This is a genomic window from candidate division KSB1 bacterium (genome assembly GCA_034506255.1).
In the GTDB taxonomy this organism is placed as follows: Bacteria; Zhuqueibacterota; Zhuqueibacteria; order Zhuqueibacterales; family Zhuqueibacteraceae; genus Coneutiohabitans; species Coneutiohabitans thermophilus.
Map to the genome: position 1 here is coordinate 666,074 of JAPDPX010000001.1, position 23,043 is coordinate 689,116.

Consider the following 23,043-nt stretch of genomic DNA (forward strand, 5'->3'; position numbering starts at 1 on the left):
GAGATTTATAGATGCGGCAGTATTTTCGATAAACGATCCTTCGGCCTTCAAACTCTGGCTCGAACTATCGACGGGTCATTCTTGCCCTTCGGCGAGCAGCGAGCTCGTTGCTGCCCAGGCATTGAGGGCTGTCCCAAGATGCCGTGCTCCTGCCTGTGTCGTTTTTGTCGCGGCCATGCCCCGGGTGGAATTGGAGGGTGTATCAAGATTGCACGGCTTCCGCAGTGCAGGCTCACCGAATGACCGCACATTTTCTCACCGCCACAAAGTCTCCGGCTTGCATCTGGGATAAATAAACTCCGGAGGGAACAGGACGCCCAGTGGTGTCTTTGGCATCCCAGGTTATTTTTTGGCAACCCGCTATTCTGGTTTCGTCCAACAGCGTACGAATTTCCGCACCAACCCACTGCTGTCCAAAATAATTTTGAGCTCGCCCATGACGCCTTTGAGAATTATGTGATTTGGCACAGGTTTTAGCCAGGCAAAAGGCGATTCTCATAATCAGGCCCCCGCCTGCTGTCCAAGACCCAAGCCGGGCAAGACCAGCTGCCCGTCGCCGGGCAAATCAGGTGGCGTCTCATAAGGATGATTGAGCCATTCGATCAAGTCGCGATAGGTGAACAGATTGAAGCGCAACATCGCAATCAGATTCGAGAGTGACCAGCCGAAGGTCGAAAGTTTTGTTGAGATACTTGAGCAACAGCATCGCCCTCAGAGCCGTCCAGATTTGAATCTTGAGTGCATTGGCGCTGGTGCCGACAAAGGTCTCGATTTTGAGATTCTGCTTCAGCGCTTTGAAAAAAATTTCAATCTGCCAGCCCTCTTTGTAAATCGCCGCCATCGTGGTGCTGCCGGGTTTGAAGTTATTGGTGAGCAGCACAATCAAACGTTCGTGTTCATCATCCCACACTTCAATGCGGCGCAGCTCATGAGGGCATTTCTGGGACGAGTAGAATCCGCGGAACCGAATCCGTTCGTCTTTGAGGATGTTCCGGTTCTTGGGCACCTCGAAAGATTCGAGCACTTCGTAGTCGGCATTGTCTTTCATGCGGGTGACAAGGAACACTTTGGTGGCGCACCAATGGGCAAACAAGGTGTAATCGGTATAACCCAAATCAAAGACGACAAAACTGCCGGCAGGAAAGACAAATTGCGGTAAAATCGTCTCCTTGGCCACACGCACATCGTGCGGTTTGCCTTCACTGATGCAAGCATAGCAGGGCAGATAGCCGTCGTGATCCAAAATCAAACGCAGCTTGACCGCCCCTTTGGCCTGGCGAAAATGCGCCCACTCAAACAGGCCCAGACAGAGATCGATGACCGTGGCATCCACGCTATAGAGTTTGTTGTTGAAGCGAAATTTGCGTTTGCCGGCAAACTGCTTTTGGCATTTCTCCAGAAGTTGATAAAACAGCCCTTCAAACAGACGATAATCGCGATGTTCGTTCGCATAAGACAACGTCGAACGCTTGGGCGCTTCCTTCATGCGCAGATGCACAACCTTGCCCGTGCAACTGGCCAGGCCGCCGCAAATTTCACGCAGCGATTGCGCCTTGCCCAACTGGCAAAACAGCATGCTGACAAAATGCTCCCACGAGCTGAAACCTTTGCCATGCTTGTCGTTGCCGTACTTGTCAACCAACTTCCGAAAATCATGACGATCAAAAAAGCTACAATTTGAGTGAAGAGATTCGTACCTTTCGTGCGCATTTTGATCTCCGGTTCGTGGATATTTTAGAGTGTGTTCAACCCTAATATACCACTTTCCGGAGATTTTATTTTGCACAGATGTGATGCAGCATAAGAAATTAAACTATTTTGTGCTCCGGGTAATATTTGGAATTCGTCAAGGTTGCCAAGAGCAGCATCTCACGCCGCTTCGTGCGGGCAAGTGAGAAAAGGCTGAAAGCTCTGTTGCATCGCCGGCTGGATTCCTAAGAATTTGTCGCCCTGGTTTTGGACGACGAAACGCTGCACCAGCGAAAATCGGCGCGTGATCAGCGACAACACTGGACGACATCGGTGCTTCTGAAAATCGAGCCGAGCCTGCGGCGGATCAAGGGCTTTCGCTACCCGCCGCAACTGCAGGAGACTCTGCAGCGTGAACTGAAGATCGTTATCACCGCGACTGCCTGAGGCTGCCCTGGCCGGGGCAGCCTCAGGCCAAAGAAGCCATCCGGAATTTCAACTAAAAAGGGATTGACTCTCTTGCGCGGCTTTGCGCAACTAGAACGGCCTGGTCAAGCCGTTGCAACCCCGGAGTAGTTGGCGACGGCAGCATGAGCCAGCAAGTAGCGCTGATTTTTTGCCGCCTCGATTTGATCGATGAGCTGCTTTGCCTCTTGCAAGCTCATTTTTTGCGCTCGAGATTGATTCTGGCGCCAGCGGAGGCCAATGTTATTACCGCCTTGCGCGTGGCAAAATAGATTGCCACGAAGATCAATGCGCTAACAAAGCCAGACGTAATGGCTTCCTCCCCTCCGCCGATGCCACTCTTTAGCAAACCACCGAGAGCAAACAGCCCTGCCAAAATCAGCAAAAAAGGATGACTGGCAAAACGTGTTTCGCAGGAGCACAGCTCTTCCAGCATAATGCTGGTGATTTGCGTTTGTGTTTCAACTCTTGTTCGGTGAGTGGTTAAAACGAGCCCACCGGATTGCGCCAGCACCTTTTCGTAGGGCATCATGGTCATCGCTAGATCTCTTTTTGGTTTTGTCTCCATTGGTTTTGTTTCCATAACACCTTTTTCGCGTTTCTCCTCCCGGATATATTTCTGCACAGGTTTGGGCTCGCCCATGAAGTGTTCATATTCTTCAATATTCTTCAGCAGTCATTGAGGCAAAGCATTTCGTGCATAACAATCTCTTTGTTTTACCCTCGTTTTGGAAATAGTATTGCGAGGGATACACCTCGCCACAGTTCTCGCATCTCATGAAAGACCTCGCTTGGTTTAGGTTTTTATATGCCGTTTGCAGCCGTCTCCGTATGAGTTTTCAGAAAATGGCCCTTTCCAACTATGGCTTTGAAACTCTGCCATAGGTGCTCCGAGAGGTGCTCTTGCAGTTCGGGCAGTAACGTGCGCCATTGCTGCCCGGACATTTGTGACAATACCTTTCGCCACAGTCGCGGCATTCATAGACATCAAAATAGGCGGCGGACCAACTGATGTCGCTTTTGTCGGCACCGCAATTGGGGCAGGCGTGGATGTAATTGGCCATCGTATTGTCTCCGTATTTATTTACTACTCCGAAACGTCACCACATAGTAAAGCGTATACTCTGCCTTGCGGCCGATTAACGCGCCGAGACAACCCGGCCGCGCCAGGACACCAACTTCGTCAACGCGGTAAAATTCCCAGCCCTCAGCAGCTTGGCTATTGGCTATAGATTCCAGATACGCCGCTGCTTCGTTGCCACGCTGCTCTTTCATTTTGACCGTGACATCTTGCGGGATTTGGATCATCTTCTACTGGTAAGCCATATTCTTCCTCCGATCTTTGGTGTGGATCGAACTTCTTTTTCACTATGAAAGACCTTTGCTCTTGAAATATCTTTCGAGATCGATGTTCCAGATGTTGCCCAAAATAAAAAAGAGATCTCTTTCCTGATCCTTGATTTTTCCATCTGCCGCAATCAGGTCGAGGGCAAAATCCAGCAGAGTCATTCGATCTTGGGCACTGCTGGAATTTTTGAAAATCAGTGCCGCATGTTCCAGCTCATCGACCATGCCTTCCGCTGTCATGCCGGAAATGACATCAACGACTTTCTTGGGGTCGAAGTTGATCTTGCCGTAATTGGCATTCAGAAAATCGAAAATGACATCCACTTCCCGTTTGTCGACATAGCCATCGACCGATGCCAGAAAGTAGAGCACTTCAAAAGCGGCTTGGAATTTATCCATATAGGCCTCCTCGCGTGAGTGTAAAAATTGATAATGGTGATTTCAAACGGTAACTGCCGTTCTCGCCGGTGCCGGCGCAAGTCCCGATTGTTGAATGAAAACCTGACAAAAATCGGCAAACGCCGAATCGGCCATGGCATCGTAGACTTTGTCGATTTCTTTGCCGTCAACGGTAAAATGTTGTGCCGGCTTCGATTCGAGGGTGATTTTGTAGGCATTGGGCCGATTCGGAATGCGAATCGCCAGCGACCATAGAAATTCCACGCCGGTGAACCATGTTCTTTTCTCTTCGGGCAAATGCTCTTCGCTGGTGTGATAGTAATAGGCGCCACTGGTTTTGACTTTGTAATCAACAGCGAAGCAAATCTGATTACTGAGCGGTTTCTCGTATGTTGTAAAGCTGAGAACATCTTCGGGAGTGATTTGACGAAAAGCAAGGCTCAGCATTTCAGTAATTCGGCTTTCGCGTCTTTTGTTTTTTTCCGGCTTGAAGGAGGGATTGGCCGGCAGCACGTTTCGATTGAATAATTGATGATAAACCGCCTTGTCGACAATTTGATTGTCCGCCGTATAGCACACCGCCACCTGAAAATTATCGGTCGCTTTGATGTACTCGAACATATCCAAAATGGCGCGTGTGATGGTCGTGTCCTGTTTTGCAATCAAGGCTTTGTATTTTTTGACGGCGGCCTCCACCATCACCCGCATGAGCTGGCGCGCTTCTTTGAAATATCGCCGCGACGCCGGGTATTGTTGGCAGAAGGCGCGATAGGCGCCAGCCGTGTTCCTGTCTTTCGCCTCACGAAAAGCCTGTTTTACCGGCTTGGCATCCGGCAGTTTTATCGCTGCAATCACTATGGCAAGAGCGATGATCACATAAATCCAAGTCTTGGGTTGAAAAAGAAAAGGAACCGTGAAGCTTGCTGCACTCATGAGCACAATGAAACTGGAATAGCCAATCGCCTTCAAATTAAAAGGCCCTACCCATTCTGCGGTCCGCTTTATACCTTTGCCCAAGCCATAAAGGCAAATGCCGAAGAAAAGCAATCGCCAGAACCAGCCGGCTCTGGAGGGTTCAGGATGTACAGTAAAGCTGCTCATGATTTCCGCAAAGCTGGCAGGCTCGCGTTTGGCATGAAACGCCCGAAAAGTCATGGCGTAGCCATAATTGGCTTTGGCGAACAATAAAACACGAACATCGATTTGCCTTCCCCGTCGTGAATATTGCCGGTAAACTTTCTCCACCGCCTTGATCCCACTCACCTGCGTAGTGTCGGTGCGGAGTAATTTTCCAAAAGATTCCCCGGCAACCTCTTCTGAAGTCATTACGGTGATGAATTTTTTGCGGTCAATATCATTTTTCGTCTTGAGCGCAAAAATTTCCACCATGGCCGTGCTGTCCGGATTGAAACACTCGTACCGTACAACTGTTTTCACGGTATCGATTTTGTTGTATGCCCAACCGGACGGGAGAGTGAAAGAAAAAAGATGGGTAGGGCTGGTCAGGACTTGTTGTGCGAAGGTGGCGCTCGCCCCTATCATGATTATTGTGAAGATTCTGTACATAGCACTCCCTTGCGCCATACAATCGTTCGGAAGCCGATTACATCCTTGTTGGTTTGCTCCGATTTTACTCTATTGGAAATGTAAATTTGCGTCTTGAAACTATATAAGCCATCGTTATGCCATGCGTCGAATCCTGCCTTGCCCTTTGTCATTTGCTCCTTGCACTATCTCATCACCACCAACTTTTTCGTTGCCACAAAATTGCCTGCTTGCATTTGATAGATATAAACCCCACTGGGTACCAAGTGACCATTCTCATCCTTTCCATCCCAGGTTACCACCATGTAGCCTGCTGGCATTGGTGTATATACCAGCGTGCGAATCTCCTGCCCGAGGGCATTGAAAATGCGAATCGTGACATGACTAAATTTTGGCAGCGCAAATTCGATGGTGGTTTCGGGGTTGAAAGGATTAGGATAATTCTGCGCCAGTGAAAATTCGGTTGGGAGGTTGTTTTCTCTTGAATGCACTGCTGTGGTCTGCCAGCGGATAAGGCGCGGTTGCTGTTTGGTGTTGCTGGCATAAGTGGAGAGCGTGTCCGAATCAACCGCATAAAGCCGCCAAAAAACCGAATCGATCCGGCTCGGACGGACAAAAGCATACTGCGTGTTGGATTGGGGTAGCAACGTGTTCAACGGCGAGAAGCTGCGATTGGTGCTCCATTCCACGATGTAGCGCAAGCTGTCCAAGGGATCGGGATCGCTTGTCGCCTGCCAGCGAAGCATCACCGTATCGCTGTGGCTGCTAAAAATGGGGGCCGGCGTCAGAATCTCAAAAGGCTGCGGCGGCTCTTTAATCGCGTTGACAAAAAAGTTTTGCACGCCGGACCACGGCGAGACGGCGCCCTCATCGTCGCTGGCCTGCACCCGCCAACCATAACGCGCATTCTCGTGCAAATCCTGCGTGGGGATGTAAAACGTCACGCCCGGATTGGTCTGCGCCGAGATTTCCACATCGGTGATGAACTCTCCGTCGCCGTCTATTTGCAGGCGATAGCGCAAGACTTCGGCGCCGTCACTCGGATCAGGATCGTCGGCGGCTTGCCAGGAAATGGTCGGTCGCGCCGTACGCATTTCCAGATTATTCGCCGGTGAGAAGCCGCTGACCACGGCTTGCGGCGGCGTATTGATCTTGTTCATGAAGAAATGCGCCGTGCCGCTCGAAAACGCCGAGTTGGCATTCTGCTGATCGCGTGCCTGCAGCCGCCAATAATAAATCACGTCATCCTGCAAATTCGCAAAACCTGCGAGCCGGTCAAGTCGAATCGCGATCACATTGCCGCCTGCCGGTATCGCCGGCTTGATACTCTGGGAAAAGTTGCCCGTACGCGAGCTGTCGATATTGTCTTCCACCAGCTCCGGTGAAGAGAAGTTGGCGTTGTTGTCGATTTCCAAGCGATAGCGAACCTGATCAAATGGATTGGGATCGACGCTGGCCTGCCAGATAAGCAAATCGCTGCCACGCATTTCTTCGCCCGCCAATGGCCGCAACGGCAGCGGAATCGAAGGTGGGTAATTAACGCCGGAAGACGAATCAACAATGGCGAAGAAATTATCGGAGAGGTCGAACCGTTCATTGCCGGCAGCATCGCGGCCCGTCACTTTCAATATGCAACGGGAAGAAAACGGCCCGGCCACTGTCCAGGCATATTCATCCTGCGGGCTGGTGAAAGAAATGAGCGGCTGAAAAACCTGTCCGCCATCTCGCGACACCGCAACATCAATTTTTACTACGCCGACGTTGTCACGCACGCTCCAGCGCAGCGTAACGGTGCTGCCATGCAGCAAGGTTTCGCCACCGTTGGGGAAAAGCACCGAGACTTGCGGTGCTTCGCTGTCGCCGGCAGGAATGAACGGCTGGAAAATGACTTCGCCTTTCGAGGCATTGTCGTTTTTGTCGTAAATCTCTTGCGCGATCGCTGCGGCAGTGGAACCGTCCCACGTATTGTTCCTGGCAAAAATCGTCGCGCTGCCGTCATTGAAGACGGCATAACGGTCGGCAGCAATATTGAAATCGAGAAAAGAGTTGTTGCCCGGGCTCGAGTAAGCGCCGCCGCCCAGATCCGGCGAAGCATTGCCGTTCGCGTAGATCCCTTGCCAGCGCATCTGCCGGATTTTAACATGATGGATTTTCTGGCTGGTGTTTTCAAAGCGCAGCGCCGCATCCGAATTGCCGAATCCAGCTCCGGCCCCATACCAAAATTCACCGTGGGCAATCTCACTGGCGCCGGACACACTCTGGGATTGGAACACGATGCCTCCCCAATCGCCGGCGACGCCGTTGCTGGCGCCATCATTATTGGTGTCTCCGCCATAACGGTCGTCACGAACGGAAGTAAAAATGATCGGCGCCGCAGCCGTGCCAATTGCGGTCAAGCGGCTTTTGATGTAAATATCCGACCCGCCGAAACACTTGAAGAGTGTTCCCGGCGCAATGGTCAATCCACCCGGGGCTTCGACGACATAATCTCCGGCGAGAAGATACGGCGCGGCGGTTTGGTCGAAAACGATATTTACTGTATAAGAGCCCTCAACAAGGCGAATTCCGTTGTTGTTATTTTGCATGAAACGCAAATTGGCAAAGAGAGGATTCACCAACGGCGAGACTTGCACGACCCAGCCAACATTGCCGAAGCCGCCACGGCCGCCAAAACGAAACTGGCAATAGTGCAGCCGGCAAAAATTGCTTATTGCGCTGTTGGTGAAAGAAATGCCTCCCCATTGCCCGGGCACGCCTTGCCCACGGCCATTATTGTCCGTGTCACCCAACAGCGAATCATCAGCGAGTGACGTGAAGATAATCGGCGCCGTGGCCGTGCCTTCGGCCAACAGACCGCCGTTAATATACATGTCGGATCCTTCACTGAGCTTGATGATGCAGCCCGGTTCGATGGTCAATTTGGCCCCGGCAGCTACCGAAAGATCGCCGAGCTGCACGTAAGGAGTCTGGCCGGGAAAACGCAGCCGCGCGTCGCGGTCATAATTAGTCGCGAACATGCCGATCCCGTTAGTGGTGCAATTGCCAAAAGTCAAATTGGCAAATGTCACCTCGGCGCGCATGTCCAACAGCAGCGGACTACCCGAGTTGTTAAAACCGCCCACGCCGCCGAAATAAAATTCACAGAAGCTCAGACTGTTGCCTTTGGCATCGACTTCGAGCGTGATACCGCCCCAATCGCCGGCGCTGCCGGCGGTTGGGCCGTCATTGCCGGTGTCGCCGCCGCGGCTGTCATCATTGACGGAGGTAAATCGAATCGGATTGCCGGCTGCGCCCTGGCAGATCAACCCGCCGGCGATGCGAAAGTCGCTTCCGTTAGTCATCTTGAAAAGCGTGCCGGCGGCAATGGTCAGCACCGCCGGTTTATCCACCTTGAGATCACCACGAATAAGATACGGCGCCGCGTTTTGGTCGAAGCGGATGTTCGTGCTGTAGGTGCCAGCGACCACATCGATCGCGTTGTAACGGCAATCACTGAAGCGCAGTGATTTGAAGGTGGGATTGGCGCGCGCATCGAGGCGAATCGGCACATCCAAATCGCCGAAGGCGATGCGTCCGGCGAATTTGATGTCACAGTATTGCATGGCGCAGTTGGCGTCATCAACCGTGTCTTTGAATTCAATGCCACCCCAGTCGCCCGTTCTGCCCGCGCTGCCGCCGTTGCCATCGGTGTCGCCGTCGAGGGCATCGTCGTGAATCGAGGTGAAGACAATGCGCTGCGAAGGTGTGCCATTCGCAATGAGTCCGCCCTCTACAAAGATATTGGCGCCATCGGAGAGCTTGAGGTGTGCGCCGGGCGCGATAGTCATCACCGCGCCGCGGCTGATGTAGATTTCATTTAGAATCAAAGGCAACGCCGTCACGTTCAGCCAGACATTGGCATCATATCGGCCCGAAGTCACTTCAATGCCGTTACGGCGACAGTCAAGAATGGTGCAGGCGCTGATCTGCGGCTCGGCGTAACCGCTGATTTCGAGCACATCGTCGTACCTGGCTTGGAGGCTGACCTGCCCGCCGTAGCGGAAATCACAGTAGCTCAGACTGCTTCGCAACGGGCCTTGCGGTGTATTCAAGTACACGCCGCCCCATGCCCCCACGGTGGGATTGGTGGCAGAGGAGGTGAAAGTGATGTGCTGGCTGGCAGTGCCATTGGCCAACAGCGTGCCGTCGACGGTCATGTCCGTGCCGCTGTTGAACATCACGGTCACGCCCGGCTCAATGGTGAGTATGACGCCGGCTCTCACGTCAATATCTCCCGTCACTTGGTATGGACTATTTGCCAAAGTCCAGGTGGTGTTCGTCGTAATGGCGCCGGAAACCAAAGTCGGATTGCTGTAAACCGAAACCGCCGTCGTTCCAGAAGCCAATCCCGGCGACGAAGCTTGAATCGCCACCAACCCCGGCGTGCTGGTGGATTGGAGTGTGATCGTGGCGACGCCGTTCACAGCATTAACTGGATTGGAGCCGATGAGCGTTGCGGAAGCGGCGCCGAAAGTGACGGTGAAAGTGATGGGGTTGGCGGCAATGGGATTAAGATTGCCTTGCGCATCTCGCAGCTCGGCAAATACAGTTGCGGAGGCGCCGTTGGTTTTGATCGCATTGGGGCTGGCGGATAATGTGATTTGCGCCGCTCCCGCGATCGGCTGAATGAGCAAGGCGTACGGCCGGTTCCAGGCTTCATCTATCACCACGCCCCGCAGATGAACAAAATAATCCCCCGGATTCAACACCGGCGTGATGAATGAAATGCGATCCGCGCCGCCGGTATTTCTGCCGTCGATCACCGGATGGGTCAAATTGAGCGCGCTGAATACTTCCACGGCCATGGTGGTAAAATTCTGCAGCGAGGCGAGATTGGAAAGTGAAAGGGTAAAGTTGCCGGCTTGCGCGACATGAAAGCGAAACCAGTCATGATCAGACGCCGTCATGCCGCTGGGTCTATCGACAAAACCATGAATCGGTTGGTCGGGTGTCAAAACATAAGCTTTTTGCGAGTCGTCAGGCTCGTCCAGCCCGCGAAGAATCGCTCGATAATTGCTGGTTTCATGGGAGTGCAATCGGTGAATCAGCAAGGTATCACCTTTGCTGTCCAAATATTGGCGGTCGAGTCGCACCGCGCCGTCACCGTTTAACACGCCTTCATCCGACACGATCCATGTATAATCGATGTCCACTGGAAGCGGCATTTGCGGATTGTCCGCGCGGATGACCGAATTGGAATTTATCCCCGCCACGGTGGAATTCTCGCTGCCATCGCAATCAACATCGATATTGAAATAACCACCGGCGGCAGGAATGTTGGGATTAAAACGCGGAATGATGGATTCCCCTCCACCAAAAAGATAAACGCCGTGATCCGGGTTGTTGCCGAAATTGGGCGGCCCTGAGGCGAAATAGTTATAACTCAGATCGCGCGCAGCTTCCGACCTGGGATCGATTATAAGAGGAATGCCGAATTCTGTCATATTCGATCCGGCATGCGGCGTGCCGATCGTCACCAGTTTGGCCACGCGATGGCCGGAAGGCTCATTGGGGAAAGCCCACCATTTGGGCTTGCCACTGAGGTCTTTTCGCTGCAAATACTCCCGCGCCGCCAAGCCCCCCATCGAATGCCCAACCAGAATAACTTTGGATTTGCCCGTCGCATCAAGCACCTTTTTTATCATCTGTCCGAGCGCGTAACCTTGCTTGGCGATGGCCGATTCATTGCTTTGCGAAAAATCAATAGTCAAAGCGAAACGATTCTGTCTGGGTTTTAAATCTTCCGTTGCCGAATCCCACCAATTTTTGAAATTGATCGCATAGATGTTCCCATTATAGAGATCATTCCGCTCATTGGGAAATTGCGTTCTCACATCCATGCCGAAATGCGTCGACAGATCGCTGGCATTGAGCAGCGCATGAAAAATGCCCTGATCGTTAAAATAAGGATCACTCCACCCGAAATTGTCGCGGAGATAATTGATGGTCGTCTGCCACGTGCCGTCGTCGCTATTCAACCCATGAACAAAGATGATGGGATAAGGCGGCGCCTGGCCGACGGCGGTTTTTGGCAAGAGCAATGCCAATAAAAGCATCAGCCCCGCGTATTTGATGCGCATGGTGAACACCTCAACAAAACTCTCGACTTTAAAGCTTCGTGCCAACGAATTTTGTGAAAGAAAAATTCTCTGATGATGATTGTCGGTAACGCCAGAACAGTCTGAATTTTGAAAAGTTGGTACCGGTTGCGACTGAAATACTCGGTCCTAAACAGTCATTCACAAAAACTTTTAGAGAAATTCCCTTTTTGACAATCCGGATTTTGTTCCATTTCTCTCTTGGCCAGCATTCTCTATTGATGCCAACTTTGGCATTGTTGATAAGAATCTGCGACCAATTTCCGAATCGAATATTCACCGGTGAATCGCCGATGAGTGCCAAATCCAGAATAGGATTCCCATATAGAATTCCTGCAACAAGAAACTCAAAAGCAAAGTCGCTGGGGAAATTCACGTACTGCATCATTTCATGGTCAGTGGTGGTATGGCTTGTAACATATTTTGAAGCTCCGCTGCCGCCGACTACGATATCGTTTCCCCAAGACTCTGCAATATCTCCTGGCTCATAACTGGAGAAATCCTCTTGAAAAAAAATTTCACCTGGTTTACTTGTGGAACTCTGTGGTGATTGGTGCGGCTTGTTATCCTGTGAAGTTTTGCCCAGCAATCGTTTTATTGTCTCATCCTTGGTCATCTCAACGGATGCCACGGCGAAAATACTTCCGGTATCAGTCGCAATAAGCCGGGCATTAATTTTGACGGTGGCATCAAGATCAGTGATTGTGCCGGTGGCGATTGCGTCAACACCAAGGAGCTTACCCAATTCTTTTGCTGCGTTCGGGTCAACAAAACCGCTCAGAGTCAATTTATGCTCTGCAATAACTTTGCTGAGCAACTGGCGCTCGATTACCTCGAACCGTTTGGTCATAAAGAGTCGAGTGATAAGCTCTTCGGAAAGAAATTTGCCAAAATCAGTAATGTTTCCGTTGAGATCAGAGAATTCAATTACGGCTATTTTGGCTTTCTTTCCTTCAGCCATATTAGACTCGATCTGGCGCGCGAGTTCAGCAAGCTTTGCATCAAGATCGCCGCTTAAAGTGCCAGACGCAAAACCCAAGTTGAGCATTGCACACAAGAAGACTAAGGCAAGATAGATTAAGAAATTTCTTTTCATGTTGAACTGGCCAGTTATTGGGGATTCGTCAAGGTTACTAAGAGCAGCATCTCACTCCACTTCGTGCGGTCCAGTGAGAAAAAGCTCAAAGAGTTGATGCAGCGTCGGCTGGACGCCTACGAATTTGTCGCGCTGGTTTTGGACGGCCTCGGCGCTGCTGGGAATCGAGCCGAGCCTGCGGCGGATCAAGGGCTTTAGTCATCTGCTGCGGCTGCCTGAGGCCGCCCCGGCCGGGGCAGCCTCAGGCCGGGCAGCCATCTGGAGTTTCAACTAGGAAGAGATTGACTCTTACAGCCCATTCTGATTAATTAGTCGACACAACAAAGAATTAGAATTTAATATCCGACGTTATGCCGTTTCCAATGCCGATTGAGGGCGTTCTGCACCATGGCAGACCAGAAAATGTTCACGAACGGCATTAAACCCAGAATTCCGATGAGCGCCGGATTCGTTTGCTCAGGCACCGGAACATTGTCAGCGATGTCCATTTTTTTGATGAGAGTCGGCACATGAAAAATCAGATAGATGGCCCAAAACAAATTGAAAAATGGAATAAAGAGAAATCCCACGGCCGCGCCGGGCTTGATGCTGAGATCGCTGGTGTGAAGCAGCATTTCGTCGTGAATTTTGTAGAGCCATACCAGACCATAAATTCCGAAAGTGATCAGGCTCAACAACAAGGGGGCGAAAATGAATCTAATTTTTCCCATCTGCAACGTCGTACTTTGCATCGGGAATGGCGCTGTCTGGGTAGGTTGCATCTGCGCGACTGGCTGAGTAGGGTTTTGCACTGTGTTCATGTCTGTTCTCCCTGAAATTTCTGAGCTGCATAGAGTGAAAAAAACTTCATGGTCTTTCGCTTTTCCTCAAACCGTTCAAACATACACCACAATCCTGCCGGAAAGGTAGCCTTTAAAGGCCACGTCCCCATTGACATACACCTTGCCATTTCCCGGCTTGTAATCAAAATGCGCCTCGCCCCGGGAGTCGGTATATTCATCGTTGGTGACGCCGCCGCTGAGAAGCCCATCGAAACCGAGCGCCACCTTCTTGTTCTCCCATGGCTCGCCGGATTGCTCATGAATGACTTTGACGGTAATCATATTCTTGTGCTCCTTGAGATATTTTTGTTTTGGGTTCCAGTCAAACCGAGTAGTTCTCCGCTTAAATGGCGGAGCAATCGCTCGGTTCATAATTCAATATGCCGCTTGTACCGCTGTCGCATACGATTTTTGCAGTATGATCAACTTCACCGCCTGGTACGTTCGATAGATGGCCCCGCCGTACATGCCGATGGCCGCGGCGGCAATCAAGCGAACCAGAAATGCAATAAAAGTTCTGTCTTGAGCGCAGCTTCTCGTTGCTTGGTGTCGAACTTCGGGATGATGGTGTTAGCATACTCGATGAAGGCAAAACCGTCACGCGGGTTGCGCTGGCTGAAATCTGCAAGCTGGGCAAGGTGGGAAACATCGTAAGCAGTGTAATGTGGCACGGCCGCGTTCAGCAGTTTCACGCCGGTAATGGAGGTGACCACGTCGTTTTTGCAGATGGCCATGCCGCTCTCGAGGGCTTCCATACGCAACGGCTCGCCGACCTGTGCCACTAACTCGGCAAAGGCCTGCAGCAGCTTCGTTTGCGATGCCAGATCATTTGCATTGGCCTGTGCAAGGGCATTTTGCAGCTTGTCTGAAATACCCACAACAACTGTCTCCCAACCGCCCTCGTACCACCTGCCATCATACCATCCCCGTTCTTGATAGCGGCGCTGTGAATCCCAGGCGAAGCGGGTTTCCGGCAGGAGCTGGCGCAAGCTGTCCATGGCGGCTTGGTAGGCAATAGCGAGCGTGTCAGCTTGTGGAGGTTGTGCCGCTGGTGGTACCGGAGTTGCAGGCGGAGTCTCCGGTGCTGGAGGGGTGACCTGCGCGACTTCCACCCGCGGCGCCAGGCGTTGCATAATTTCATCTGCAGTGACTGCAGTTGGTGGCGGATAAAGCGGCTTTGTAACACTGGACTTGGTCGAAGGAGTCATGCCCCATAGATAGACGAGCAGGCCGCCGAGCAGCGCCAGCCCGCTGATGCCTACCAGCAGATGCCAGAAAAAGCGCGAGGTTTTGAAGTAGAACTTTTCTTCAACTTGCTCGAGAATTTGTTGCTTCACGGCTTCCTCCCTCAGGGTTTAGATGTACACCACAACTCTTCCGGAAATTCTGCCGCGATATTTGGTTGAGCCGTCGACGTAAACTTCACCAGTGCCCGGCTCCGCGTCGAAGTGCGCCTCGCCGTCACTATCGGTAAATTCGGATTCCGTGACGCCGCGCGTGAAGCCGTCGAATCCAATCGCAACACGCGAGCCTTTGGCGGGCTTGCCGCTATCTCGCCATACGACTTTGACTGTGACCATGTTTATCCTCCCACGATCTCTTTTAGTGAAAAATGAGATTGAAGAAATTGATATTCTGAAAGGATATGCTCAGAAACCATCACTTTCGGAATCTTCGCGCCATTGGCGCACACTAAAAACCACACGTCCGAGTCTGCGTCCCATTCGAACCCGTAACCTGGGCGACAATGCCGGGCGCGCGCAAGAAAAGCCGTGATTGCAGCAAAACTGCCGCGCTCGCGCGCGATGCGTTCGACATGATGCGAGCACGACTCGCGAAATAAACAGCGGCGGCGTTTACCCTCCGGAACGAAATTTCGATAAAGCTGAATCCAGAGAATAATGACAGATCGCATGCTTATCCTCTTCAACATGTGGAAATCAGGATTCACGACAAAATACCGCAACATAAACTTGCACGGTCTGCGTCGACTCTGGTATGCCGGGAATTGGATCCGTGGCCCCGAAACCGAGACAACCGGATTTACCTGGAATGCCTGGTTTTGCCGGTGTCGTGACATCGGTCACCAATGTTTCCAAACCTTGATATTTCCAGCCTTCTGTGGCATTTTGATTGATGAGCTCCGCGAGTTGCTCGGCGGCTTTACGCGCGCCCTCATCAATCATGACATCCGCGCGAAAGGGGATGACTTTGTATTGCATGTGATGCTCCTTCAGTTGAGTAATGTGATCTGTCATCGCGATGAAGTTGTGCGGTTTCAAATCAACGGTAATGCTCAAAAAATGGATTTATTTTGCAGCCATCCGAGAAGCTACTTCGGGCACGGAAGCCAAATCCCAAAGGCTGATGAGATTGTGGTCGCCCACGGTGGCGAGATATCGTCCAGAATTTTCCACAGCCACTTTTCGTATGGCAAAGCCTTTCTTCAAGTGTAGCGATTTTTACACCTTCGCTAGAATCCCAGATTTCAATGAGATTATCCGCCTTGAGTACGAAGAAGAGATTCGCTGATGCTGCTTTATTCCCGAGCCGTCCCCCCAAATCCCAGCTTGGGCGGTGGCAATCCCTTGCATCACCACCTCATCGTTTCCCCATGATGTAGTGATGCAACTTAATCAAACGCGGCCAACAATCGCCATCCTGACAACGTTTTCACAAGCTTGTTTGACTGACGAAGCGAAGTCGCATCGGAAGTTCACTGCTGTGCGCCTGCACGGGTGTTTTTTTCAATGATAGTCAGCCGTTTAATGAGATGTCCGGCAGCGACCAGCAGCAAACCCATGGGAATGGCGAGGAGGCCGCCCACAAATAAAAACGCCAAATTCAAAACATCTGAAAGCCCAAGCATCAGCATCACGACTCTCGAAACGCTCAGAAGTCACCCCACCGTCATGATCCAGCGATCGGTCGAATGAGCATCAGTTAGGCGGGAGGCCGTCATGATTTGGGATTCTTTCACAGAATTGCGGTATGCCATAATTCTGATTACGGCATGTGAGCAATCTCCGCATTGATGGAGGAAATCAAAGTCAAAAAAATTTCAGCCCAGGTGAGTTGCTTCCCGCAAAGACAAAACATATGCCACCAAGGCGCAAAAAAAATTTTAGAATGAAACATGCAAATTAAAGAGTTACAGTTTCCTGGCCAGAAAGAAGGGAAGGGGAAAAGCAACAAAGTGTTGCGTTCAGGCAACGCTTGGTCGGGTGGAAGGCGAGAAAGCATATTGATTTCAATGGACTTTGGCTTGTTGCAGGCATGCAACGGAGAGAAGACCAGGCATGTGGATTCGCCTCCACGCGCGCTCTTGCGAAGCGGAACAATGAACCTCAGGAAGCGAGAATGCGATAGATCGTGGCGCGATTGACGCCGGCTTCCTCAGCAGCGCGAGTGTAGTTGCCGTCGTGGCGGCTGAGCTTCTCGTGGAAATAATCCCGCTGGAATTGTTCGACCAACTTCTCTTTCGCCTGCTCGTACGGCAGATCGAAAAGCGGCAGGAAGAATTCCGGAGAGGCATTTGGGTGCGGTGGGAGGGAGAGACGCGAACGGTCAATTTTGCCCTCTTTGCTGAACAAAACGAGATTCTCGATCGCGCTGGTCAGCTCGCGCACGTTGCCGGGCCATTCGTATTGCAGCCAGGCCTGCATCACGTCGGCAGGGATCTCAGGAGGCAAACGATGCAACATCAGACTGTAATATTCGAGATAATATTTGATTAACGGTGGAATATCGTCACGGCGCTGGCGCAACGGCGGCACGTGAATGTTTACGCGGTTGATGCGATAAAACAAATCCTGCCGAAAGCGCCCGACTTTCGTCTCTTCCTCAAGATTGTGATTGGTGGCGGCAATCAAGCGCACGTCAGCGTATTGTTCATGCGTTTTGCCGATGCGGTTGAATTTGCCGTATTCCACTGCGCGCAAAATTTTGGGTTGGGATTCCAGCGGCAAATCGCCGATTTCATCGAGAAACAATGTACTCAGATGGGCGGCTTCGAATTTGCCGCGCTGCTGGCGGTCGGCGCTGGTAAAAGAGCCGCGCTCGTGGCCAAAGAATTCGCTTTCAAACAACGGCGCAGCGAGATTACTGCAATTGACCACGAACAGCGGCCGCTCCGCACGCAGGCTGCGGCGGTGAATCTCGCGCGCCACCAGTTCTTTGCCGGTGCCCGATTCGCCGGTGATCAGTACCGGGCAATCACTCGGTGCCACGGCGTCGATATCTTCGATGAGCTTGCGCATTGCCGGACTCTCGGCAATGAATTTGGCATATTGGCGCTGCAATTCATCGCGATAGGCGCGGCGCCATGCGAGATTCTGAATGTGCTGCTTGAGATGCGCGCGCAGTTCTTTGAGGTTGGGCGCCTTGCTGCAATAATCGAGGGCGCCGAGCCGGCCGGCCTGATGCGCCGTCTCGACGGAGGCATGCTCGGTGACGATAATGATGGCGGCGTCCGGATCCAATTGTTTGAGCCGGCGCAAGGTTTCAATGCCGTCAATGCCGCGGCCCAGCTTCAAATCAACCAGAATGAGATCTGCGGCGACCTCTTGAAATTTGCGCAAGCCTTCTTCGCCGGTTGCCGCGGTCACCACATTAAATTCTTCTCCGGTCAGCAGGATGAAATCCTGGGCAAATTGTGGTTGATCGTCGATGATCAGAAGGGTGTGTTTTTCGGAATTCGAATTCATGTGAACCCCGGTTCTGGAAGTGAGGTTTGATTAACACGGTAACCAAAATGAAAACCGTACAAGTTTACTCCGAACAAGACTCGCCTGAATGACATTTCGAGATAGCCTCGAACAAATCAAAAAAGCCGCGCGCTAGATTTTTACCCCCTTTGTCGCGCCTGCAGAATGGCGCGCACAAAGAAAACTTTGCTGGGATGATGCTGCGGCAGATGATCATAGATGGTCGCGCGATCAAGCGCGTCTGTTTTGCTGAGAAAGTTTGCGATTTCGTCGACTTCCTGCGGTAAGATGATGGCATCCAGATCCTCGATTTTTCCGTCTAGCGCCAATTCTTTGGCATGTCCCCAAATGGTGCTTTCTTCCAATGCGCGCGCCTGCGCCACGTCTTTGATCGACAAGCCTTGACGCAGAAGTTGCAGCGTCTGCAAAAGAGTTCCACCTTAATTTTCTTGGGTGTTGTTGCGTCGCGCCGTTCTTGCATTACCGCTGGCAATGCAGCCTGGCGCTGTCCGCGCAAGACTTCCCAGTCTTTGGGCGTGACTTGCAGCACGGGATATTCGCCGTCGCTGCGTGCGAGGTAACTCGCAGGATCAAACGCTGAATGTCTTTTTCAATTTGCTTTAACGGCAGGTCACGCAGCAGTGCAAAGGTCGATAACCCGGCAAAATTGCGGCTGCGTTCAGTGTTTGAGCCTTTGAGTACTTCTGCCACTGCTTTTGCGCCGAAGCGTTCTTGCATGCGCACGACGCAACTCAAAATTTTCTGCGCGAGCAGCGTTGCCTCGGCTGACGTCTGCCAGACGATTCCGCAATTGTCACAATTTTCGCAGCGCGTTGCCGCATGGCTTTCACCGAAAGAATCGAGGATGAAATGCCGCCGGCAGCTTGCCAGCTCGCAATAACGCTGCATGTGGCGCAGCTTGGCCGTGGCTTCGATGCGGCGCTGAATGAGAATGTTTTTGTCAAAGCGCAACGGCCGTTTGGCATCGCTCAATAGAATGCCGCGGTGTTTGAAGGGCCCGGCGATCTGCAAGAAATTTTGCGCGGCCAAGGCTTCCAAACCTTGCATAAGCCGGCTCCGTGAGAGGTGCAATAAGCGCACCGGCTCGCGCAAATCAAGACGATGCCATGTGGCAGGTGCATCGCCTGCCAATTCTTGTAAAAAATTCAACGGCATTGTTGCGGTTTGCGCCTCTGGCTTCTCTGGGTGTTGCGTAGTTTTGCAAGTTGTCAATCTGAAATAAAACGTATCCGGAGGAGGCGTGATCAAGGTCAAACAGTGAATCTCTGTGAGAAACTGCAAGGCGGCATTGACCAGGGAGGCGGTGGTGTTCTCGCCGAGCATGCGGGCAATTTCGTCGCTGCGCCACTGAATGATATGGCCAACGTCAACCTCCGCGTTACGCAAGACGTCGTAGACCTCATGCACGATCTCAGGTTCGGGGTTGTCATTGTCGATAAAAAATTCCTGCAAGAACAAATCCTGGGGCGAATAAAAGATAATGCAATCAGCCGGTTCGTCGTCGCGTCCCGCGCGCCCGCCCTCTCGATGGCAGGCCTCAAGTGTGCCCGGCATGTCGGTATGCAACACAAAGCGCACGTTGGATTTGTCGATGCCCATGCCGAAGGCATTGGTGGCAACGATACAGCGGATTTTTTCGTTCACGAACAACTCTTTGCGCGAATTTGCGCGCCGGCAAATCCATACCCGCGTGATAACCGGCAGCCTTGATTTTTTCTTTGGTCAATGCGGCAACCAAATTGTCGACACTCTTGCGCGTGCCGGCGCAGACCATGCCCAGGCCTTCGTGGCGGCGGAGATAATCGCAAATAGGGCTAATCTTATCCGCCGAGTGTTTGACGGCAAAACGTAAATTCGGCCGGTCAAAGCCGGCGATGAATGTTTTGGGATTGTCCAGCTTGAGTTGTTTGAGAATATCGTCGTGCACGCGTTGCGTGGCCGTGGCGGTCAACGCCATGATGCGTTGTGCATTGAGCGTATCCACGGCGCGCCGCAATTGCAAATAGGAAGGCCGAAAATCGAGCCCCCCATTGCGAGATGCAATGCGCTTCGTCAATCGCAAACAGCGAAATGTTCATGCCGTGCAACTGTTCGATGAAATAACCGGATTGGAAACGCTCGGGCGTGACATAAAGTAGTTTGATGCGGCCCGCATGCGCTTCGTGCAGGCGCTCACGGTTCTCCCCCGGCGTTAAAGTGGAATTGATAAAGCCCGCGGGATAACTCTTGGCGTGTAATTGATCGACCTGATCTTTCATCAAAGCAAGCAGCGGCGCGACCACCAGCGTCAGCCCGTCAAAAAGTAACGCCGGCAGTTGATAGCAAAGCGATTTGCCGCCGCCGGTTGGCATGATGGCCAGCACATGTTCTCCGGCCAGAACCGCAGCAAGAATTTCGCCTTGCCCCGGGCGAAAGCGCCGGTGCTTGCAAGCGGTGTGCAACAAGTCTTCTGCCTGCCCCAAAACATGATCAATGTGATTCATGGCGTGAGCCCCAAATTGCGCGCGAACTTTTATATGATGCCAAAAGTACGCCTGAATTGCAAGTCGAATTTGCCGGAGGGAGGGCATGCCCGGCCGGTGCGAGGTTAATTCCTTGCACAATCGCCAAATTCTGTTAGCTTGCCCATGACAGGCCTGTGAGTTCGCAAAACGGCGTTGCAGCCCGCCGCGAAATTTGTCGCGGAGCAAGGCAGCGCCGTGCAGGTTTTTCCGTGTTTGTTCACCCACAGGTTTGAAAATGCAGAAAGGAGGCTGGGCGCTATGGCGCGTATGGTAAACATGAGCGGCAGAGTCGTCGAACTGCCGCGCTTTGAAGGCCGATGGCTGCGTTTGATTGCGATCGGCGCGGTTGTCGTCTGGTTTTTACTCTCGTCATTCTACACCGTCGATGCGGATGAAGTCGGCGTGATCCAGCGCTTCGGCAAGTATGTTGAGACGATGCAGCCCGGGCTGCACATGAAGATCCCGTTTGGGATTGAAACGGTGAAAAGGGTGAAAGTGCAGCGGGTGCTCAAGGAGGAATTCGGTTATCGCACGCAGGCGCCGGGCGTGCGCTCGACTTATGCAGAGGGCGACTACAGCGCCGAGTCCCTGATGCTCACCGGCGATTTGAGCTGTGCGCTGGTGGAGTGGATCGTGCAGTATCGCATCAAGGATCCCAGGGCCTATCTCTTTCATGTGCGCGACATCACCGGCACCATCCGTGATTTGACGGAGTCGGCGATGCGGCAGGTGGTGGGTGATCACAGCGTCGATGAAGTCATTATCACCAATCGCCAGGAGATTTCGCTGGAGGTGCGCGATCTGCTGCAGCAATTGCTCGATCACACCGAAACCGGGGTCGATATTGTGACCGTCAATCTGCAGGACGTCAATCCGCCGGGGCCGGTGCAGCCGGCGTTCAATGCCGTCAATGAAGCCAAACAGGAGCGCGAGCGCATCATCAACGAGGCGCTGGAAGCCTACAACAAAGTCATTCCGCAGGCGCAGGGCGAGGCCGAGCAACTGCTGCGGCAGGCGGAGGGCTACAGCGTCAATCGCATTAACCGCGCGCGCGGCGATGCCGACAAGTTTCTCGCGATTTGGCAGGAATACAGCCGCGCCCGCGACGTCACCCGGCGCCGCCTGTACCTGGAAACGATGCTCGAGGTCATGCCGCGCATCAAGGAGGTCTACATCATCGATGACAAGCAGGGCAATCTGATTCCCCTGTTGCAGATGCGCGGCCAGGAGAAGGGAGACCGGCCATGAATGTTCGCCGTGTGTTGTTGACGATGGCGGCTCTGGTGTCGCTGCTGGCGGCCAATGCCGCCCTCTACACGCTCGATGAGACCGAGCAGGCGATCATCACGCAGTTTGGCCAGCCTGTCGGCCGGCCGGTGCGGGATGCCGGCCTGCATGTCAAACTGCCCTTCATTCAAAAAGTCACGTTTTTCGACAAGCGCATTTTGGAATGGGACGGCGCGCCCAATCAAATCCCCACGGAGGACAAGAAATACATCTGGGTCAACACCTTCGCACGCTGGCGCATCGTCGATCCGCTGAAGTTCTATCAATCTGTCAACAATGAAACCGCGGCGCAAAGCCGGCTCGACGACATCATCGACGGCGTCACCCGCGACATCATCACGCAAAGCCCGCTCATCGAGGTGGTGCGCAACAGCAACCGCGAGATGACCACCATCGTCGAAGGCGATTCGGGCACGATCGGGCCCGTGGTGGAATCGCAGGAAATCGAGACCATCAACAGCGGCCGCAGCAAAATCATGGACCGCATTCTCGCCAAGGTGAGCGAGATGGTGCCGCAATACGGCATCGAGGTCATCGACGTCCGCATCAAGCACATCAACTACATCGACGACGTGCTGCGCAAGGTGTACGACCGCATGATTGCGGAGCGCAATCGCATCGCGGAGAAATACCGCTCCGAAGGCCAGGGCGAGCGTGCCAAGATCGAGGGCCAGCGCGAGAAGGACCTGCAGACCATCACCTCGCAGGCGTACAAGCAGGCGCAGCAAATCAAGGGCGAGGCCGATGCCCGCGCCGCCAGAATTTATGCCGAGGCCTACAATCGCGACCCGGAATTTTATTCCTTTCTGCAGACGCTGGAGTCGTATCGCACCACGCTCAACCAGAACAGCACGCTGTTCCTGAAAACCGATGCGGATTTCCTCAAGTATCTCAAGAGCACCGCGCCGCGCTGACGGAAACGGTGCCGAGCCGCCGGCAGCACCCGGCTGTTGCCGGCGGACTTCCTGGCGCGCAGTGGAATTTTCACTCGCGGCCGTTCCCGTGGGGATCACCTTGGCAGGGGAG

20 protein-coding genes are annotated in these 23,043 nt (G+C 52.8%); 2 read left to right on the top strand and 18 right to left on the bottom strand.

What is annotated here, in order from left to right; all coding sequences use genetic code 11:
• Positions 1-577 precede the first annotated feature (577 nt).
• From ONB52_02725 to ONB52_02810, 18 genes are all read right to left on the bottom strand, one after another.
• Positions 578-1,642 carry an IS4 family transposase gene (locus tag ONB52_02725; protein MDZ7415057.1) on the bottom strand — a complete coding sequence of 355 codons (1,065 nt, stop codon included), beginning with the start codon at positions 1,640-1,642 and terminating at the stop codon, positions 578-580.
• 708 nt (positions 1,643-2,350) lie between these two features.
• Complete coding sequence (locus ONB52_02730; protein MDZ7415058.1) at positions 2,351-2,797, bottom strand: hypothetical protein; 447 nt, start codon at positions 2,795-2,797, stop codon at positions 2,351-2,353.
• A gap of 437 nt (positions 2,798-3,234) precedes the next feature.
• Positions 3,235-3,462, bottom strand: a complete 228-nt coding sequence (locus tag ONB52_02735) for a DUF4177 domain-containing protein (GenBank protein MDZ7415059.1) — start codon at positions 3,460-3,462, stop codon at positions 3,235-3,237.
• A gap of 60 nt (positions 3,463-3,522) precedes the next feature.
• Complete coding sequence (locus ONB52_02740; GenBank protein ID MDZ7415060.1) at positions 3,523-3,900, bottom strand: TerB family tellurite resistance protein; 378 nt, start codon at positions 3,898-3,900, stop codon at positions 3,523-3,525.
• Between the two features lie 42 nt (positions 3,901-3,942).
• Positions 3,943-5,466 carry a hypothetical protein gene (locus ONB52_02745; protein MDZ7415061.1) on the bottom strand — a complete coding sequence of 508 codons (1,524 nt, stop codon included), beginning with the start codon at positions 5,464-5,466 and terminating at the stop codon, positions 3,943-3,945.
• 164 nt (positions 5,467-5,630) lie between these two features.
• Positions 5,631-11,564 carry an alpha/beta fold hydrolase gene (locus ONB52_02750; GenBank protein MDZ7415062.1) on the bottom strand — a complete coding sequence of 1,978 codons (5,934 nt, stop codon included), beginning with the start codon at positions 11,562-11,564 and terminating at the stop codon, positions 5,631-5,633.
• Between the two features lie 28 nt (positions 11,565-11,592).
• A complete protein-coding gene (locus ONB52_02755; GenBank protein ID MDZ7415063.1) occupies positions 11,593-12,678 on the bottom strand; it encodes a CsgG/HfaB family protein in 1,086 nt (361 codons plus the stop codon).
• 335 nt (positions 12,679-13,013) lie between these two features.
• On the bottom strand, positions 13,014-13,478 hold the full coding sequence (locus tag ONB52_02760) for a DUF4234 domain-containing protein (protein ID MDZ7415064.1): 465 nt from the start codon (positions 13,476-13,478) through the stop codon (positions 13,014-13,016).
• A 75-nt stretch (positions 13,479-13,553) separates the two neighbouring features.
• Complete coding sequence (locus ONB52_02765; GenBank protein ID MDZ7415065.1) at positions 13,554-13,781, bottom strand: hypothetical protein; 228 nt, start codon at positions 13,779-13,781, stop codon at positions 13,554-13,556.
• 206 nt (positions 13,782-13,987) lie between these two features.
• Complete coding sequence (locus ONB52_02770) at positions 13,988-14,836, bottom strand: hypothetical protein (GenBank protein ID MDZ7415066.1); 849 nt, start codon at positions 14,834-14,836, stop codon at positions 13,988-13,990.
• Positions 14,837-14,854: 18 nt separating this feature from the next.
• The gene (locus ONB52_02775) at positions 14,855-15,079 is read right to left on the bottom strand and encodes a hypothetical protein (protein ID MDZ7415067.1); all 225 of its coding nucleotides are present in this window, start codon (positions 15,077-15,079) and stop codon (positions 14,855-14,857) included.
• Positions 15,080-15,081: 2 nt separating this feature from the next.
• Positions 15,082-15,414 (bottom strand): membrane protein insertion efficiency factor YidD, encoded by a 333-nt coding sequence (yidD, locus tag ONB52_02780; GenBank protein MDZ7415068.1) that lies wholly within the window; start codon positions 15,412-15,414, stop codon positions 15,082-15,084.
• 25 nt (positions 15,415-15,439) lie between these two features.
• Positions 15,440-15,721 carry a hypothetical protein gene (locus tag ONB52_02785; protein ID MDZ7415069.1) on the bottom strand — a complete coding sequence of 94 codons (282 nt, stop codon included), beginning with the start codon at positions 15,719-15,721 and terminating at the stop codon, positions 15,440-15,442.
• A 494-nt stretch (positions 15,722-16,215) separates the two neighbouring features.
• Complete coding sequence (locus ONB52_02790) at positions 16,216-16,377, bottom strand: hypothetical protein (GenBank protein MDZ7415070.1); 162 nt, start codon at positions 16,375-16,377, stop codon at positions 16,216-16,218.
• Positions 16,378-16,846: 469 nt separating this feature from the next.
• Positions 16,847-18,205 carry a sigma-54 dependent transcriptional regulator gene (locus ONB52_02795; protein ID MDZ7415071.1) on the bottom strand — a complete coding sequence of 453 codons (1,359 nt, stop codon included), beginning with the start codon at positions 18,203-18,205 and terminating at the stop codon, positions 16,847-16,849.
• Between the two features lie 140 nt (positions 18,206-18,345).
• Entirely contained in the window at positions 18,346-18,633 is a 288-nt protein-coding gene (locus tag ONB52_02800) for a helix-turn-helix domain-containing protein (protein MDZ7415072.1), read from the bottom strand.
• Positions 18,634-18,685: 52 nt separating this feature from the next.
• A complete protein-coding gene (locus ONB52_02805; GenBank protein ID MDZ7415073.1) occupies positions 18,686-19,870 on the bottom strand; it encodes an RQC domain-containing protein in 1,185 nt (394 codons plus the stop codon).
• A 218-nt stretch (positions 19,871-20,088) separates the two neighbouring features.
• A complete protein-coding gene (locus tag ONB52_02810; GenBank protein MDZ7415074.1) occupies positions 20,089-20,709 on the bottom strand; it encodes a DEAD/DEAH box helicase in 621 nt (206 codons plus the stop codon).
• A gap of 279 nt (positions 20,710-20,988) precedes the next feature.
• Here ONB52_02810 and hflK point away from each other — a divergent pair, with 279 nt between their 5' ends.
• Positions 20,989-21,978: an FtsH protease activity modulator HflK gene (gene hflK / locus ONB52_02815; protein ID MDZ7415075.1), complete on the top strand. Its 990-nt coding sequence runs from the start codon at positions 20,989-20,991 to the stop codon at positions 21,976-21,978.
• Positions 21,975-22,931, top strand: coding sequence for a protease modulator HflC (gene hflC, locus ONB52_02820; protein ID MDZ7415076.1), 957 nt, complete (start codon positions 21,975-21,977; stop codon positions 22,929-22,931). Before hflK ends, hflC begins: the two co-directional genes overlap by 4 nt.
• Positions 22,932-23,043 lie beyond the last annotated feature (112 nt).